At 41.1% G+C, this 16,694-nt stretch carries 15 protein-coding genes, 2 tRNA genes, 1 pseudogene and 1 riboswitch; of the genes and pseudogenes, 5 read left to right on the forward strand and 13 right to left on the reverse strand.

The window, feature by feature from the left end; all coding sequences use genetic code 11:
• Window positions 1-34 precede the first annotated feature (34 nt).
• From ABFC84_05995 to ABFC84_06005, 3 genes are all read right to left on the reverse strand, one after another.
• Window positions 35-125 (reverse strand) — tRNA-Ser (locus ABFC84_05995).
• A 24-nt stretch (window positions 126-149) separates the two neighbouring features.
• Window positions 150-238 (reverse strand) — tRNA-Ser (locus ABFC84_06000).
• Window positions 239-326: 88 nt separating this feature from the next.
• A complete protein-coding gene (locus ABFC84_06005) occupies window positions 327-1,052 on the reverse strand; it encodes a polysaccharide deacetylase family protein (protein MEN6412306.1) in 726 nt (241 codons plus the stop codon).
• Window positions 1,053-1,360: 308 nt separating this feature from the next.
• Between ABFC84_06005 and ABFC84_06010 the strand changes: the two genes are divergently transcribed.
• On the forward strand, window positions 1,361-1,513 hold the full coding sequence (locus ABFC84_06010; GenBank protein ID MEN6412307.1) for a hypothetical protein: 153 nt from the start codon (window positions 1,361-1,363) through the stop codon (window positions 1,511-1,513).
• Entirely contained in the window at window positions 1,503-2,750 is a 1,248-nt protein-coding gene (locus ABFC84_06015; protein ID MEN6412308.1) for an HD domain-containing phosphohydrolase, read from the forward strand. The genes ABFC84_06010 and ABFC84_06015 overlap by 11 nt, the downstream gene beginning before the upstream one ends.
• A gap of 55 nt (window positions 2,751-2,805) precedes the next feature.
• Here the strand turns inward: ABFC84_06015 and ABFC84_06020 are convergent, their stop codons facing one another.
• A complete protein-coding gene (locus ABFC84_06020; GenBank protein MEN6412309.1) occupies window positions 2,806-3,201 on the reverse strand; it encodes a helix-turn-helix transcriptional regulator in 396 nt (131 codons plus the stop codon).
• 152 nt (window positions 3,202-3,353) lie between these two features.
• On the opposite strand from ABFC84_06020, the gene ABFC84_06025 reads away from it, so the two are divergent.
• Window positions 3,354-4,106: an ATP-binding protein gene (locus ABFC84_06025; protein ID MEN6412310.1), complete on the forward strand. Its 753-nt coding sequence runs from the start codon at window positions 3,354-3,356 to the stop codon at window positions 4,104-4,106.
• Window positions 4,107-4,232: 126 nt separating this feature from the next.
• Window positions 4,233-4,391 carry a hypothetical protein gene (locus ABFC84_06030; protein ID MEN6412311.1) on the forward strand — a complete coding sequence of 53 codons (159 nt, stop codon included), beginning with the start codon at window positions 4,233-4,235 and terminating at the stop codon, window positions 4,389-4,391.
• 111 nt (window positions 4,392-4,502) lie between these two features.
• On the opposite strand, the gene ABFC84_06035 is transcribed toward ABFC84_06030, so the two are convergent.
• The 7 genes and pseudogenes from ABFC84_06035 to ABFC84_06065 all read right to left on the reverse strand — a co-directional run bounded on the left by ABFC84_06035 (window position 4,503) and on the right by ABFC84_06065 (window position 13,139).
• The gene (locus ABFC84_06035) at window positions 4,503-5,354 is read right to left on the reverse strand and encodes a methyl-accepting chemotaxis protein (GenBank protein MEN6412312.1); all 852 of its coding nucleotides are present in this window, start codon (window positions 5,352-5,354) and stop codon (window positions 4,503-4,505) included.
• Window positions 5,355-5,632: 278 nt separating this feature from the next.
• A riboswitch (cyclic di-GMP riboswitch) is annotated at window positions 5,633-5,720 on the reverse strand.
• 159 nt (window positions 5,721-5,879) lie between these two features.
• Window positions 5,880-6,677: a methyltransferase domain-containing protein gene (locus ABFC84_06040; GenBank protein ID MEN6412313.1), complete on the reverse strand. Its 798-nt coding sequence runs from the start codon at window positions 6,675-6,677 to the stop codon at window positions 5,880-5,882.
• A gap of 64 nt (window positions 6,678-6,741) precedes the next feature.
• Window positions 6,742-7,155, reverse strand: a pseudogene (locus ABFC84_06045) (isocitrate/isopropylmalate family dehydrogenase).
• Window positions 7,156-7,230: 75 nt separating this feature from the next.
• Window positions 7,231-8,529, reverse strand: coding sequence for an SLC13 family permease (locus ABFC84_06050; GenBank protein MEN6412314.1), 1,299 nt, complete (start codon window positions 8,527-8,529; stop codon window positions 7,231-7,233).
• 55 nt (window positions 8,530-8,584) lie between these two features.
• Window positions 8,585-9,427 (reverse strand): DUF6282 family protein, encoded by an 843-nt coding sequence (locus ABFC84_06055; GenBank protein ID MEN6412315.1) that lies wholly within the window; start codon window positions 9,425-9,427, stop codon window positions 8,585-8,587.
• Window positions 9,428-9,524: 97 nt separating this feature from the next.
• On the reverse strand, window positions 9,525-10,766 hold the full coding sequence (gene dcuC / locus ABFC84_06060) for a C4-dicarboxylate transporter DcuC (protein ID MEN6412316.1): 1,242 nt from the start codon (window positions 10,764-10,766) through the stop codon (window positions 9,525-9,527).
• 48 nt (window positions 10,767-10,814) lie between these two features.
• Window positions 10,815-13,139 (reverse strand): hydratase, encoded by a 2,325-nt coding sequence (locus ABFC84_06065; protein MEN6412317.1) that lies wholly within the window; start codon window positions 13,137-13,139, stop codon window positions 10,815-10,817.
• Window positions 13,140-13,330: 191 nt separating this feature from the next.
• Here ABFC84_06065 and ABFC84_06070 point away from each other — a divergent pair, with 191 nt between their 5' ends.
• Complete coding sequence (locus ABFC84_06070) at window positions 13,331-14,287, forward strand: LysR family transcriptional regulator (GenBank protein MEN6412318.1); 957 nt, start codon at window positions 13,331-13,333, stop codon at window positions 14,285-14,287.
• A 448-nt stretch (window positions 14,288-14,735) separates the two neighbouring features.
• Here ABFC84_06070 and ABFC84_06075 read toward each other — a convergent pair whose 3' ends face one another.
• Window positions 14,736-15,479, reverse strand: coding sequence for a diguanylate cyclase (locus ABFC84_06075; protein ID MEN6412319.1), 744 nt, complete (start codon window positions 15,477-15,479; stop codon window positions 14,736-14,738).
• A 595-nt stretch (window positions 15,480-16,074) separates the two neighbouring features.
• Entirely contained in the window at window positions 16,075-16,476 is a 402-nt protein-coding gene (locus tag ABFC84_06080) for a helix-turn-helix transcriptional regulator (GenBank protein ID MEN6412320.1), read from the reverse strand.
• Window positions 16,477-16,694 lie beyond the last annotated feature (218 nt).

Here is a 16,694-nt window from a genome sequence, read left to right on the forward strand (position 1 = left end):
GAATAATTTCCAAAGTCCTTTCATCTCTTATAAATGGCGGAGTGGCAGGGATTTGAACCCTGGCAGGGATTGCTCCCTCTAACGATTTAGCAAACCGTCCTCTTCAGCCGCTTGAGTACCACTCCGTAATGAAACTTCTTATGAACGTATGGCGGAGGGGGTGGGATTCGAACCCACGGTCCCTTGCGGGAACACTGGTTTTCAAGACCAGCTCCTTAAACCGCTCGGACACCCCTCCGTGCCCGACATAGTATGTATTATAGCAATGAACGCCGCCTTTGTCAACAGTCCGCAGCCGGGACTTTCTGTAAAATAAGGCAGAACGGTTAACTGCGGCTGGCGATTACAGAAAGGATGCCGCTGTCATAACGGAATACCGGTATACGCCGCAGCTCAAACAGGGGGGAGTTTGTGGAACAAGTTCCGTTCCGTACTGTCAAGCCTTCATGATAGCCGTTATTCTGAGCGATTTGGATGATCGTGTCATTGTAGCTGCCGCAGGGATAGGCAATGGTATCCACGGGTGTTCCTAAAATGCTTTCTAAAGTAGAGCGGGAACTGTTTAGTTCTTCCTCTGCTTCCTGCGAGGAAAGAGTGGCTAACGGACGATGGGTAACTGTATGCGAACCAAAGCACATGCCGCTGCCGGCCATTTCCCGAAGCTGCTCCGGGGTTAACCGTCCGGGAGTCCACAATAAACCGGTAATGATAAAGAAAGTTGCCGATATGCCAAAATTTTGCAGGATAGGAAAGGCATTCTCATAATTGTCGCTATACCCGTCGTCCAGAGTGATCAATACCGGCTGTTCCGGCAGATCGGCATCGTTTCCCAGCAAAAAGGTTTGAAACTGGCGCAGGGAAATGGCCTGATAGCCGTAATCAGCCAGTAAAGCTAAGTCATTGCTGAATCGTTCCGGAGTAACCGTAAGCTGATCTGTCGTATAACCTACCCGATGATATAATAAAATGGGAATTTTTTGGCTGGCCGCACTTCTGCTAAGCAGCAGCGGTGCGGTAATCTCCAGTCCGCTGGCAGCCAGCAGCGAACTCATGCACATTTTAAGAAAATTACGCCGTGTAAACAACCATTTCGCTCTCCGTTCTGCTGCCGCTTTTTTGCTCGCTAAATCTTTTTATAGTAGTTGACAGTTTTCTCAAATAAATAGTTCTATAAGTAACGTAAGATATCCTTCCCTAAAATAGCAAAACCATTCCGGTTCAGTTTTCCGCTGCATGGCTTTGCCGGGAACTCATTTGACCGAACCGCGCGGGGTAACATATAATAGCATATATAATGGATTAACTAGGTGAACAGCGGTGTTCACCGGGGTATGGATTTTTACAGATGTATGGTCAGTACATGAGGAATTATCACGTCTGCTTCCGGCTGCGCGATCAGGCCCTGCGGAAAGCCTTGGCGGCCGGGACCGCGCTTTTTTGGCGGCTGCCGGGTTCCTTTATCGTGGAAACAAGTGGGTCTATATTGACCGGGGGGAGAAACGATGGTATATAATATTCATCCCATCAATCTAATAAGAGCATTGTCGCTGGCTTTGGAATTATCGACAGGCGGCTTGTCAAGGCATCACTGGCGGACGGCTATGATTGCCAACCGTATCGCGGAGCAGATACAGCTCGAACCGCTGCAGCGGCAGATTCTGGTGTATGCGGCGCTGCTCCATGATTTGGGGGCGGCATCTAATTGGACGGAAAAAAGAAAAATTCAGGGACTTGAGTATTCCCGGGAGCTATGCAGGCATGCCGAGGCCGGCTATCAGCTGTTGAAAGGCTCGGTGCAATTTGGCATACTGGCTGAGCCAATTCGTTATCATCACGAATGCTGGGACGGTTCCGGTGCCGCCGAACTTGCTGGCAAGAAAATTCCCTTGCTCAGCCGGATGATTAATATAGCTGACCGGGTGGAAATTTTATTGCGGGATGGACAGCCTATCTTTGAGCAGCGCCCTATTATTCTAGCGGCAATCCGTAATTATAGCGGTACGTATTTTGATCCGGAGCTGGTGCGGGCACTCCATGATTTCTCTCAGCAGGAAAGCTTTTGGCTGGATCTTACCAATCCCCAGTACTTTCAAAATTTTTTCCGTAATATGGATGCTTATGGACGAATACGGCTGACGATTGACGATGTTGTCAATATCGCCGAAATTTTTGCTACCATTATCGACAATACCAGCCGGTTCACCGCCAGCCATTCCCGGACGGTTTCCATTGCGGCGGAATATCTGGCCCGGCAGAAAGGCTACAGCACCGAAGAAGTCAAGACCATGCGTATCGCCGGATTGCTGCATGATCTAGGCAAGCTGTCTATTCCCAAGGCGATTCTGGAAAAGCCGGATAAACTGACGGAAAGGGAATTTGCTATTATTAAGCAGCATACCTATTATACTTATCGAATTTTGGAACAGATTGACGGTTTTGAAGTGATTGCCGAATGGGCGGCGTTTCATCATGAGACACTGGACGGGACAGGCTATCCCTTCCGGGTGAAGGAAGAATCGTTAAAGCTGGGATCCCGGATTGTGGCGGTAGCTGATGTGTTTACCGCTCTTACTGAAAATAGGCCCTATCGAACATTGTTAGAGGCTTCTCAAGTGGAAAAAATTATGCGGAGTATGGTGAGCAATCGACGGCTGGACGGAAAAATTGTAGCCGACTTGTTTAGTAACGGCCTGGAACCGTATTCTTTAGTGCAGATGGCCAACAAGCATTTTTCCTTGGCGAGTGCATAGAACAGCACATTGCGGTGTAAGATTTTCGACTGTTGAAAAAGGCTGGAAATAACAATTATGAAATATTGTTATTTCCAGCCTTTTTCAAAGACAACATTATTTTTCCCTGCATCTCGAGAATTTGACATACCGTGTCCGGCTCGAATTCATATTTTTGCGCCACAGAAATAACTTTTTGCCAGACGCCGTCCTTTTTTTGATAATCAACCGGAGTTTCATGAAATAGGTTGGGGTGGGTGGCAGTATATTCTTTATCTGGCTCATATCCGACCAGCCAATCAACACTTACTTTGAAAAAATCTGCCAGGCGGCATAGTGTTGCGATATCCGGTTCGCGGCGGTTGACTTCCCAGGAAGCCAGGGTCGAACGATCTACTTGAAGCATGGCTGCCAATTCTTCTTGTGTTAATTTATTTCGCAGTTGCTTAATTTTATCTCCCAGAGTTTCCATAAACCACACTCCTCATTCTTACGATAGCGTGATTAGGAAATTAGTTCAATTATTTGTGTCTGTAAGACTCAAATAAGCAGGAATTATAGAATTCATAGCGAAAAGTGTCAGTAAGACACCGAAACGTTTGTTCGCAAAGGGGGAGAATTGGGTTGGCGGAATGTTCAGGAAATGTTGTCTTTATACCCGGGGTAAAAGCTATGGAGCAAAGCGAAGCTGTGAGTCCAAGCGCTCCAATTCTATCCCCAGATGAAATTGGTCAAATTGCTATTGGGGTGATTCAGGAGATTCAAAATCCGTTTACCGTCATCAAAGGATATCTGCAATTTTTTAAAAATAAACCGGCAACATGCCGGCGGGAAACCCGGCGGCTGTTATTTCAAGAAGTAGAACGAATGGAAACACTGCTGATTAATTTTATATTACTGGCGTGTGACAAAGAAACCGACAGAACCAGACAAAATCTAAACTGCCTGCTGCAGCAGATTTATCCTGCGGTTCAGATGTATGCGCATCGCAATAATATGGTGACGGAAATGTTTCTTAGTGACAGACTGCCAATGATTGCTTTCAATGCGGCAGAGATCAAACATTTGGTAATGAATCTGGTTTACAATGGGATTGAAGCGATGCCTGCTCATGGTCGGTTAACAGTCGGAACCGCCTATGAGCATGGCAGGGTGGTGCTGTTTGTTCGGGATGAAGGCAGTGGTATACCGCCAGAAGAAATGGGAAAAATTTTTAATCCTTTTTATACGACAAAGACCGGCAGCAGTGGATTAGGACTTGCCGCCAGCCGCAGTATTGTGGCAAGACATCAGGGAAGGATAGAGATCGTAGCCAATAGAAGAGCAGGCATTACCGTTCGGGTTCTCTTTGCGGAAAATAGCGGGATTCCCGACTAGGCTGACATGCGAAAGCAAAAAGTCTGAAAGAGACAGTAGTAAGTGAAGACCAAGATAAAAGCGCATAAAGATTTTTCGTATATATCTTGGGCATACTAAATATAAGTAGTAAGATGGAGGTGCTATATGACTGATAAACATAGCGAATGGCTGCAAATCAATCAAGCCGTTCCAAAGCTTCCCGCTGACAAACAGGAAACAGTGCGCCAAGAATTGAAACGTTCCGGATCAGTTGACCTTCCAGTCAAATATACCGAAACGCATCTTGAGGACGAAGAAACTTGAAATTACTCAAACGGATCTCCATATAACGCCAAAACCCCTACCCGGCCGGATAGGGGATAATTTTTACAGAGCCTGGCACACGACAGGCGGAGACACACTGCTGCTGGATATTTATTTATAACGCGCTACATATTTTTCTAAGTTCTTAGCGTTTTTAGTTATATAATCTAAGTTAGAAGATATCTCCTGAGTAGTTGCTGCCTGTTCTTCACTAATTGCGCCGGTTACTTCGATCGATTTGTGAATCTCCGAAACAGCCTGATTCATTTCTTGTAGAATATCCTGAATTTTCTTTGCCGATTCCTGTGATTGTTCGGCAAGTTTTCTTACTTCATCAGCAACTACAGCAAATCCTCGTCCTTCTTCTCCCGCACGGGCGGCCTCAATAGCGGCATTTAAGCCTAATAAATTGGTTTGCAAAGCTATATTCTTAATAAAGTCTAGGGCTTCCGCTGTAAGGCGATATTTATTTGTCAGTTCTTGTGATACCTCTATCGCTTTTTGACCGGCGGCCGCCAACTCAGAGGCACTCTTTGCAACTTGTTCAACACTTTCCGCCGCTTGTTTGGTAGAATCGGCTAAATTTTTAACGCTTTCTACTAATTGATGGCTGCTATTTAAATCAATGCCAGAACTTAACGTTCCGATAATTTCTCGATTCACTCCATAGATTGGCGTAAAAATTGTTTTAATTGGTCGGCCGTATACTTCTCGCGGAACATCATCAAATGTATTTTTACCGGTACGAATACATTCTTCGACAACTTTTATCCCTTGAATTGGCGTACCTGCAGGCAAATCCAGTTCGAATTCTTTGGCACGATAATAGGCTAGGTATTCTTTTAAATCCGTTAATCCAACAGCCATATCCTCACGAACAATTTGATTAAAGTAAGGAAGAGCAATTTTAAATGCCGCTAAAATGGCCTCATTTGTTTGTGGAAGCTTACTGTCATTATCCATATAGATCCTCCCCAAGGTTACGATTTTATCATTCATTTATAATTATCGAGAGGAATACTGCCTTACATTAATAAATAAAATTAGAGAACAGATATACAGTATGGTGCCATCGGCATTAACTTTTTGTCGTCTGGGCTACCTCTCGTTCTAATTTTTCTATAATTTGAGGTAATTGAGCGATCAATTCTTCTATTTCTTTTTCGCTCAGTTCTTTATTATCATCTGCACTGGTCATCACTGCACCACCCAATACAATAAAAATTGCCAGATTGCACCGTTAATGCAACCTGGCAGTCATAGATTTAAACCATCCGTAGACCCATGGCTTTGCGCCCCTGTTTTTCAATAGGTTTGCCCGTTATTAGATTTTAATGTTATTTTCGCTAAATTTTGATATATTCCTGCAAAAACGTGCAAAAGTTTACTTTTTTTTATAAGCCAAATGCACAAAAATCCCTGCAACAGCCAGCGGCTAGGAGCGGGATAAATTATTTTGACTACGGCGGTAGGAGTTATCCTTTGCTACTAGTAGTTCGACTCTTTTGGCCTTTCCTGTGCTGTAGCAATGAAGAATAATCTGGGAAATCTAAAAATAATATTTCCATTCCGTTGCAGAGGATATTCTTTTATAACTCTGTTAAAAATGTCTTGCTCAAAAGCTTTTTTCAATTCATCTGATAAAGCATTTAAATAGGGTCTTAATCCTGTACCTCGATACCATTCGAGAATATCCATATGAGATGTTAACCTGTGATAATAGGTGGTTTCCCACATGGAAAAATTTGCTGAAATCTCTGAAAGCAAATCAAAATATTCGTTCTGGGTCAAATTATAAAAAATTCGAGGATTGCCGAATTTCGGTTTCCATTTTTCGTTCGTTGAGATCTCTCGGATGATTTGATGAATGGGTGATTGATAATTCATTGGGGTTTGTACGGCAAGTACGCCACCTGTTTTCAATAACTTAATCATATTCCTTAAAAGTTGATTATGATTAGGTATCCACTGAATACAAGCATTTGAAAAAATAATATCAAAATCATTATCGATTATTGACAAATCGGTACTTACATCACAAATTTTAAAATCAAGATTAGGGTAATTTTTTTTTGCCGTTTCAATCATATCTGAGGACTTATCAATACCAAGGATATATGCATTAGGAAACCTTTCGGCTAAAATCCGGGTACTATTCCCCGGACCACAGCCAATATCAATAATTTTTTGCGGCGAATCAATATCAATACGAGTAACTAAATCAATTGATGGTTGCGTTCGTTCATTTTCAAACTTTAAATATTGTGTAGGATTCCACTCACTCATACTATTTCCTCCCGTTTTTGTTTATATAAATTACAGCACTCTTACCAGACGTTTATTTACTTCATTCTCCGTAAGCATGTCGGGCGATAGTAATCGGTTTTTTCCAGGTCTTTACGAAAGGCTTTATGCTGTCGACGATGATCGATGTTCTAAATACGGTTCCGTCGAGAATGGATCTAATGGTAGCGTTAGGGCTCTTCCACATTTGTTTGAGGTTATATTCTTGAACCCGTTCAGCATTAGGTGTAATAGTAGCACATTTGACACCAACTCCGTATTTTTTAATAGCCAGAGCGGCAGTTTCTGTAATTTTGTCATCGGTTTGATCTCTATACTCTAAACCAAGATCATAATATTCGGTCTTTAATTCTATATATGGTTTCAGCAAGATATCTTTAATCATTTTCCAGATAATTCTGGTCATCTCATCGCCATCGAGTTCAACTAATGGAGTATTCATTTTAATTTTATCAGTCATATTCGTTTACCTCGTTTTATATTTTGATAAGTGGGCATCATTTTGACTACAGGCATTTTTTTATCTAAACAATATTTATTTCATAATTAGGGAAAGTATAAAACTGATTATAGTGGATGCTATAAGACATGTAGGAACGGCTAGGAATATTAGTTTAGGGAATAAACGGTTCCTGTCTTCTTCGTTGCTACATCCTCCTAATGTTAGACTGCCCCCGGATGAGAAGGGAGAAATGGCAGTTGCTTGAGCACCAATAACTACGCAGGTAAAGAGGAGCATCGGGTTAAGACCAGTGGCTTCCACAATAGAGGGGATAATGGGGAAAAGCGCCGGGCACACAACACCAAGAGTACTGCTGAAAAAGGACATAATGCCGCCAACAACACATAATGCCATTGGCACTAAGAAAATAGGCATATTAGAACCGATCCAGCCAGCAAGTATCTTAATCGTTCCGGCTTTTATGGCGACAGAAATAAGCATGCCTACACCGCAGATCATAATCAAGGTTCCCCAAGGTACTTTGGCAACAACCTGCTTTTCATCACCGAGTTTCAGTAAGAGTGCTATAACTGCCATTATGCAGGCAATCAAACCAATATCCATCTTGGAATTGATAAAGGTAATAGCTTTATTAGCAGGTAACAGCATATGCATAATTGGTGCCGCCAAGACAATGACTATCATCAGCATAATAAGATATAAGGTTGTCTTTTGTTTCGCATCAAAAGCGGGCGGTTTTTCAATGTTAAAATTCTTGCTGAGTACCTTAGTACTATTAGTCACTAACATGAAGAAGGAAATTACAAGAATGGGGATAACCATCGTAGTTATGAAAATAGTTGTTGTATAAACAAGGGACGGTTCTGTGTAGCCGGATGCTTCAATTAGGCTTTTGAAGATTATGCCGCTTTGACTTGTCATAAAGTTAGCCCCGCCAAGTGCTCCGTAGTTTACGGCTACCGCTCCTACCAATTTATTTAAACCGGTTTTTTCACACAGCATCATGGTGATGGGAGCCATAAAGGCCATTACGGTAAAGAAGCCTGCGCCAAGACCGGCAATGAGGGCAGCAGCAATGAAAATAGCGAAAGGCAGCATTTGAGGAAATTTACGGCAACTATATAAAAGGGTAGCTGAAAGCTTTTCCAAAGTGCCGTTAACGAGTGCAAAATTGTAAAACAGTGATACGGCAAAAATAACGAAAAAAATACTTATTGGCCACATGGCAACGACTGCACTCGATTTTAAATCTAGCAAAAAGCATCCAATGATATAAGCAAAACAAATGGCAAAAAGCCCGGTATTGATTTTGGTTTTATAACCGAGAGCAATGGCAATTGCAATTGCCATTACTACAATGAAACTAATCATAATAATTCTCCTTTTCTTAGAGTAATTTTACGGTATATACTTAAGATTTAGAGATTTATAAATCTAGAAGCTTAGCGGCATGCTCTTTCGTCATTTTGTCAAGTACAGCTTGCGAAATACCGGAATCAAGCAAGAATTGGATACTTTCTGCTAAAGCATCGCTCCACATGGGATTTTCTGTTTGTCCACCGTCAGTTGCCAATATGGTTGATTCATAGCCGACTTGGGTAATTGCCTCAAGATTAGTTTTAAAGTTTTTCTGATAGTTCTGACCGGGAGCTCTAGTGGCATAACACCTTTCAAAATATACTCCATATTTAGCCAGTTCCCTCTGCTGTGGAATGGACATCGAAATGGACCACCATTCGGGATGATTCACAATAATTTTATGTACGCCTAAATTTTTAGCAGTATCAACAACTACTAAGATTTCTTCCGATGATAGATGGCCTGTAGCTAATATTACATTGTTTTCAGCAATTATTTTTAATATAGTAATGAGCTCTGGAACTACCTTATTGTCAACAACCGAAACAATACCATTACTTTTACCTTGTATTTTTTTTTCATGAGCAGAATCCGACGTTGGCAGCCAAACAATTTTTGCCCCCATTTTTATTGCGGTATTTACTGCTGCAGGATTATATCCACCTACATAAGAATTTAAGGTAATACCGCCAAATACGCTGATGCCAGGTGTTACATATTCGGCAATAGATGCTCTGTCCATTGTCGGTACTAAATGTGATTTGATAACAATGGCACGCGCTCCGACACGCAATGCCTCTTTGGCTAATTCGATGTCATTTAAACGGCGAAGACGAACATCAGGATTGGTATGAATGTGAGTATCAATAGTACCCTTTAAAAGTTGTATTTTACGACTATCATTTTCCATACTTATACCCCTTTCAAATAAAATTTGGTTGTACATATCTTTTAGAGAAATAGCTTCAAGGCAAAACCATTAGAAAATTAACGCTAGAAAAGATGTGCTATTTGTATAAAAGCATTACCATGGTTACAATTGTGGCAACGAACATGCCAGGAGCATTACGTTTGGCAACTTCCATGGGGGAAGTACCCGCTAACCCAGCACAGATAATCAATCCTCCGGCGACTGGAGACATTGTGCGGCCCAGCGCTCCGCAAATGGCGGCCACACTTCCCATATCCATAGGTGCTATACCGAACTGAGCAGCGTTAATCGTAACAGCATTATTAAAGGCAACTGCCGCTGCATCGCCTGAACCACTCATAATACCTAGAATGAAAGGACCGAAAGCGGAACTTATTTTAGCCATTGCAGGATAGGCTATCATGAAATTCGTTAACGATTTAATTAAACCAATGGCATTCATGCCGCCGACAAAAACGAGGGCGCAAATGATAATACCAAATACATGCCCAAAGGAATCACCGGCACCCTGCCAAAATTCCTTGGAAATTTTTTGAGGACTAACTCTGGTTACAAGAAAGGCGCAAAATGCACCAATAATCATTGCATGAGAAATTTGCAAAGATTTAAAGGCAGGAATTATATTCATATTGCCTAACACCAAAATTGCTACAGGAAGGATAGGAATTACCGCGCGAATAAGACTTACTTTGAAGTCTGGATTTGCCATCTCTTTAGCTTCCGCCGATTCATATCCTTTGTTTTCTTTACGCAAATAAGCAATTATAAGCAAACTGAAGGCACCAATTAGGCCTGAAGCCAGGAGAGGGAAAAAGTGATTGCTAACAACTTCCATTGGTGTTGAGTGTGCAACATCGACAATAATGGCTACCTGCGCATAACCGGGATTAAACATGGCCCCATAGGTTCCCGCATATATTGCCGCACCGGCGATTGCTGGATGAATACCTGCTGCTATCAGTAGCGGGATTAACACGGAACCGACGGCTGCAGAACAGCCAGCGGAACTTGTAATGGAGGTATTAATAAAAAAGGTGACTAATGTTGCTCCGGGGATGAGCAGCGGTCCGGCTTTTTTCAGTCCGCCAACCAAAAGGTGGATGAGGTGCTTATCACATCCGGTTAGTTTCATAACCATAGCAAACCCCATAACAGAAATAATGGATTCAAAGAGCTTACTTTGCGTCATAGCTTTGGAAAATGCATCGAATCCAGCTAACGGATGGCCGGCAATAACAGCTAATAACATGCCTGAACCGAATAATACCAAGCGTGATTCATAACGCTTAATTAATAAGTAGATAGTCCCCAAAACCACTATACAGCCGATTACAATTAGCATAAAATGACCCCCCTCGTCTACCGTTTATTTGATTTGATAATCTCCTTCTTTAGCCTTTTTCTCTCGATTATAGTTAATCAGACAGCCGGCAACAATAATATTTTTTTCATCATCTGTAAGATCGCCAACAAAAATGGTAAATTCAGTAACACCCCTTCCAATGACATAGGCCTTAATTTCCCTAGTGTCATTTAAAATAGAATTTTTTAAATTAGGGATAAAAATAAAGTCATCCTTATTAAATGCCGGCTTATCCGAGAGCAAGAAAGGAATCATCCCCCAATTGATAAGATTGGAACGGTAACGTTTGGTAGCATATTCTTTGGCTAAGTTTGCCCAAGCGCCAAGCACTCTTTGGCAGGATGCAGCTTGTTCTCTGGCTGAACCATCTCCAGGCTTGTTAGCAAAAATTGTACTGCCAATACCTACTTTTGATGGATTAATATTTTTAAAGCCAGCGATGGTTTTAATTTTATCGTAAACTTTTTTAAGTTCATCCGACAGTAAACATGGATCGCTGCCATTTTCTCTTTGCAGTTCATATTGCTGTATGGCTTTGGCTTTTTCCACATACGTTGGATCTTTTCGGCTTAATGTAAATTCTGCCAGACGCAAGGGGTTAGAACGGAACGAAGAGGTTTCGCCGGAAGGAATCAGTTCGTCGGTTGTAGTTACTGAATCGGTAATATAGCTTACAACCTTGAGCAGCAAATCATTAGTGAGCGGCTGAATTTTCGGCCAATCCTTAATATTAGGGCCCAATTTGAGTTCACTTTGGAAGTCGGCTTTGCCAAAATTATTGAAAACACGTTTTTCATAGATGCTTTTGTTGAAAGCGTATAGGGGTTTATGATATGCTACATCTATTTCTGTGGCCGCTGTCAGTTTACCGCCGTTTCTGGCTGTTGCAGCAATAGAACGAGCATCCATCAGCGCTACATATGAAATTTGTCCTTCAGTTGGTTTTGATCCTTCGCGGTTAGGAAAGTTCCGAGTCGTATGACGGATAGAGAACTCCTGAGTAGCGGGTGTATCTCCTGCACCAAAGCAGGGGCCGCAGAAGGACTCGCGAATAATAACGCCTGCATTCATTAACGCAGCGACAGAACCATTTTTTATCAGTTCAAGATAGGCTGGCTGGCTGCCGGGATAGACACTCATGGAGAAAGTTCCATTACCGATGCTTTGGCCTTCAAGGATATTGGCAATTGCAACAACATTGTCATAGGTTCCGCCGGAACATCCGGCCACAATCCCTTGATCCGCATAGATTTCACCATTTTTGACCTTGCTGACAAGGTCAAAAGTGAGATTGGGATTATCAAACCGTTCTTTGGCTTCTTCCTGCACTTTATGCATGATATCTAATGGATTGGCTTTTAATTCTTCAATGGTATATATATTGCTAGGATGGAATGGCATAGCAATGGTTGGTTTTATGGCAGCAAGGTCAACATAGACAAGACCGTCATAGTAGGCAATGCTTTGCGGTGCCAATTGGGAGTAATCTTCCAATCTTCCATGTATGCTGTAATATTCTTTAACTTTTTCATCGGTGCACCAGATCGAACTCCAGCAGGTGGTTTCTGTTGTCATAACATCAATGCCGTTGCGGTATTCGACATCAAGATTGGCAACACCATCGCCAATGAATTCCATTACTTTATTTTTTACAAAACCGTTTTTGTATACTTTACCGACAATGCTTAGGGCGACATCCTGAGGACCGACGCCAGGCTGGGGCTTACCAGTGAGATAAATGCCAATGACTTCCGGATTGGGAAGGTCATAAGTTTGTTCGAGCAATTGCTTGGCAAGTTCCCCGCCGCCTTCTCCTACACCCATAGTACCCAAAGCGCCATAGCGGGTATGGCTGTCCGAGCCGAGAATCATACGTCCGCATCTGCTCATCATTTCTCTGTTGTAAGAGTGAATAACGGCAAGATTTGGCGGTACGTAAATTCCGCCATATTTTTTAGCTGCCGAAAGGGCAAACATATGATCATCTTCATTGATAGTACCTCCTACGGCGCACAAACTATTATGACAGTTTGTTAACACATATGGTATCGGAAATTCCATAAGTCCGCTTGCTCTGGCAGTTTGAATTATACCTACATAGGTAATATCATGAGAGGTTAACGTATCAAATTTTAATTGTAATTTGTTTTCGTCAGCAGAAGTATTATGTTTTTGAATAATAGAATAAGCAATAGTTCCTTTTCGAGCTTCGTTTTTAGTAATTTCTTTGCCAGTTTTATCTTTAATGGATGCAATGGCATACTGGTCATCACAGATAACTTCTTTTCCATTAAGCAGATATACCCCGGTATTATATAATTTGAGCATTTTCATCCTTCTTTCACAAAATAATAGATTTTTGAGAATCGAATAATATTTTACAAATTGTGAATATTTTTGTTATTCTCTTTTTTTTAGTATATAATGAAGCCATGCTATAAACAAATACTTAGTTATTAATAGCCCATATAAATTTTTTTAATAATGCCTTTTTGCAAAGAGGGGGTGAACAAGCGATTATGACTGAACGTGAATTATTATATGTGAAAACAGTTGCCGATGAAAAAAGCATTTCTAAAGCTGCACATAAACTATTTTTAACGCAGCCATCTCTTAGCATTTGTATTCAAAAAATAGAAGCTAATCTGGGAATTAAATTGTTTAAACGAACGAATAACGGGCTTTTACCAACTTTTGCAGGTGAGCGGTATTATCAAATCGCTAAAGAAATTTTAAAAATCTATAATGATTTTGAAATTGAAATTAGTGATATTAATAATTTAAAAAAAGGGAAGATTACCATTGGTATTACCGTATATCTGGCAACTTATGTTTTGCCACTTGTCCTACCGGCATTTAAACGGAAGTGCCCCAATATTGATGTATTTATCACAGAAAAAAACTCGACAGAATTAGATAGGGCATTGCACTCGGGAGAAATTGACTTTGCGATCATGCATACCTTTCCGTTTAATGAGCAGGTAAGCAATCCGAACACGGTTATTTATCCTTTATTTAAAGATCCGTTAATGCTGGTAACTAAAAAAAATCATCCCTTGCGGCAACATGCTGTGCCAGTTAACGGATTAGAATATTTTTCCATCGACCTTACTTTATTCAAAAGAGAACCGTTTGTGATGATAACTCGCGAACAAAAAATCGGGCAGGTTGCCCATATGATATTACAGAAGGCCGGAATAGATCCAATAATTGCTCTGACAACTAAGAGTTACGAAACAGCAAGACGTCTGGCCTGTGAAGACATTGGTGTGACTTTTATCCCTCGTCAGTATTTACAGATATCTTCCAGCGATTATTATCCAGACTATTATTACATAGATGAAAAATATACACCTTACTGGACATTGTGTGTTTCTGTTCAGAAAGGTGCATATATTTCACGTGCTTCCCAATTATTTATCAGAATGCTGACAGACAAATTTAATCTCCCTGCTCTAGATTTCCATAAAGCGTAAGTGTAAACGCCAGAGCAGCCAGCCGCTCGGATACAAAGCCACGAACAGCTTCCGTGGTTTTTGACCAGTGGAACTTTCTTCAAAATTCCTGTCGGCATGATGCCGTTCAGCGAACAAAAATGCTATATTGGAAGCTTTGAAGGGAAGCCCTACTTCGATGTGCAGGCACATTCCATTTGAGGCAAGCTCAAAACGACACAGTTTCGGCCTGCGGCTTTTGCTTTATATAAAGCCTCGTCAGCTTTTTTCAGCAAACAGTCTAAGTCGTCGTCTGGGGACAAAAATTCAGTCACGGCTACACCAAAGCTTGCTGTAACCGATATTAACCTATCTGCAAACGGCACGTTGGTCTTTGCGATCATGCGGCGTATCTTTTCAGCGACAGCATACGCTTCTTCCGCAGTAACAGCCTGTAAGCAAACAGAAAATTCTTCCCCGCCGTATCGGCCTAAAAAGCTGGTGCTATCAAGAATATTTTTACTACGCTGAGCCTAGTGTGCAGTACCGCATCCCCGGCGGCATGCCCGTATTTGTCGTTTATCTGCTTAAAAAAGTCTAGATCCATTATGATAATGGCAAGCTTTTGGTTCATTTTACGGGCCAAACTCATTTCCTGGCGGCACAAGTGCATAAAATGCCTTCGATTATAAATTTGGGTTAGTTCATCAATGGTCGCCAGCTTATTCAATTTTTCCAGCAGGATTACTTTTTCTGTTATATTATTTAAAACAATCGTTTTTCCTACCATTTGGCCTTTTCTGTCCGTTACATTTGATATTCGCGATTGAAAATACTGGGCAGCGGCATTTTTTAATGACAGCTTTATTTCAAATTCAATGACATCTGACAGAACCTGGTGATTAAAGGTCTCGTTTTGTATAACCCGATACACGGTTTTTCCGATCGAAGCGTCTGATAATTCCGGGAAAATATCACGTGCCGCCGGATTATAGTCCAGCAATCGATTTTGACTATCTAATACCATAACTCCTTCAGCCATTCCCTCAAAGACTTTGTCACGGGCAATCGGAATGATGTCAAATAGACGAAACCGGAACAATCCCCAAGCATATAAGGGATTCATCAATGCAATAATAAAAGGACTCAAATCAAGTCCATACGGACTATATTTTGTTAAATAAATAAAATTGCCCGCTAAAGGGAAAATCGAACCGAGAATAAAAGTAATCACTTGCTATAAACCCGCAAGTAGTTCTGGAAAACTGCACTTCTTTGCACGTACCCGGTTATGCCTGATTTCATGCGGGCCGCCGGGATTTTTTACGCGCGCCGCCGTCCGCAAGTAGTTTTGGAAAAAACCAAGGATAAAAAACATTTGAGACAATTTTGTCCGCGATTAAAGGACATGTTATAGACAGCCTTTAAACTCCCTTAAATACTGGTTTAAAAGGTATTTTGACGGATAAAATTGGCGGCGCTTTTAGACTTTGGGTAGATTTAGGTGGCGAACTAGTGGCGAACTAAGATAAAAAAAGCCGCTAATCCTTATAGTATAAAGGTTTAAAGCGGTTTAGTTTGTTTAGATAGTGGCGAACTTTTTAAGGTAATCCCTGTTAATAAATATAACAAGAATACGTATTAATATACATATTATACAGTAATAAGAAAAATCTTTGAAAATGGTTTGAATTTAGCATTACAATAAAAAAGAAACTGATATAGAAAGCGAGATGGTTATGTATTGCCGCAGCAATATATAAAAACATTTAATGACGACAATTCCCAGGCGGGCGGCAACCTCTCGCCTATTAGGTTCGCCATTAGGATTATGCATCCTGTTTTTTTTCTTCTGCAGCTGCACATTGTTTTTTAAAAGCCTCTTCAAATTGGATAATTGCCCAGCCGCGTAAATTCTGGTCGCCGCTTTCCATGAGTTCTTTTAATATGCCGAACATACGCTTTAAGTCGGGGTCAAATATGGTCTCGACTTTTTGCATTTCTTGGCAATCGTAATAACTTCGAGGTCCTAGTCCATAAATAAGCCAATTCATTGAAATACCAAAAAAATCAACGATTGCATGGAGATATTCTAAGCTTGGCTTTTTCCCATGCTCACAACTTCTTACATAGCTGTAACTATAGCCAAATTGGTCACCGAAGGAAGTCAAAGAAATTTTGCCTCTTATTATTTTAAGACGTTGCCCTATTTGAATATAGTCAAGTTCCATGACTACCCTCCTTCATGATTTTTACCTATAGATAAAATTAATTTTTATCTATAGGTAAAAATTAATTGATAATTTGCCCTATAGGAGATATAATGAATTTGTGCAGTGAACTTGTACACATATTATTCCCAAAAATAACCGCGTTTAACGCACGCGGCGGAGGGTGGTGAATAAAGTGGTATTTCCTGATATTTATATTTCTTTCCGCTAAGGCATGA

This window comes from Veillonellales bacterium, assembly GCA_039680175.1.
In the GTDB taxonomy this organism is placed as follows: Bacteria; Bacillota; Negativicutes; order JAAYSF01; family JAAYSF01; genus JBDKTO01.